Origin of the sequence: Arcobacter cryaerophilus gv. crypticus (genome assembly GCF_002993025.1) — a bacterium.
GTDB lineage: Bacteria > Campylobacterota > Campylobacteria > Campylobacterales > Arcobacteraceae > Aliarcobacter > Aliarcobacter cryaerophilus_B.
Genome location: NZ_NXGI01000054.1, coordinates 1 through 405, shown reverse-complemented (window position 1 = coordinate 405; position 405 = coordinate 1). Strand labels below are relative to the sequence as shown.

At 41.2% G+C, this 405-nt stretch carries 1 rRNA gene; it reads right to left on the bottom strand.

Going from position 1 to position 405, the window contains the following annotated elements:
- Positions 1-95: 95 nt before the first annotated feature.
- A 23S ribosomal RNA gene (locus tag CJ670_RS09880) occupies positions 96-405 on the bottom strand; the annotation flags it as partial.

The window sequence follows — 405 nt, the reverse complement described above, 5'->3', positions numbered from 1 at the left end:
AAAAGCTAATTTCATATTTGTATATCTATATATAATCAACACAAATTAAACATAATAAACATATGCTTAATAAGATAGTAAACCAAAGAATTTGTTAAAATAAGCCAAACGTTCTATTAGTACTGGTCAGCTAAAGGGCTTACACCCATTACACACCCAGCCTATCAACCAGCTAGTCTTGCTGGGAACTTCAGGGAAAGTTCATCTTAGAGTTGGCTTCGAGCTTAGATGCTTTCAGCTCTTATCACATCCCAACGTAGCTACCCAACGATGCTCTTGGCAGAACAATTGGTACACCAGTGGTTGGTTCATCCCGGTCCTCTCGTACTAGGGACAAATCTCTTCAACTTTCCTACGCCCACGGAAGATAGGGACCGAACTGTCTCACGACGTTCTGAACCCAGC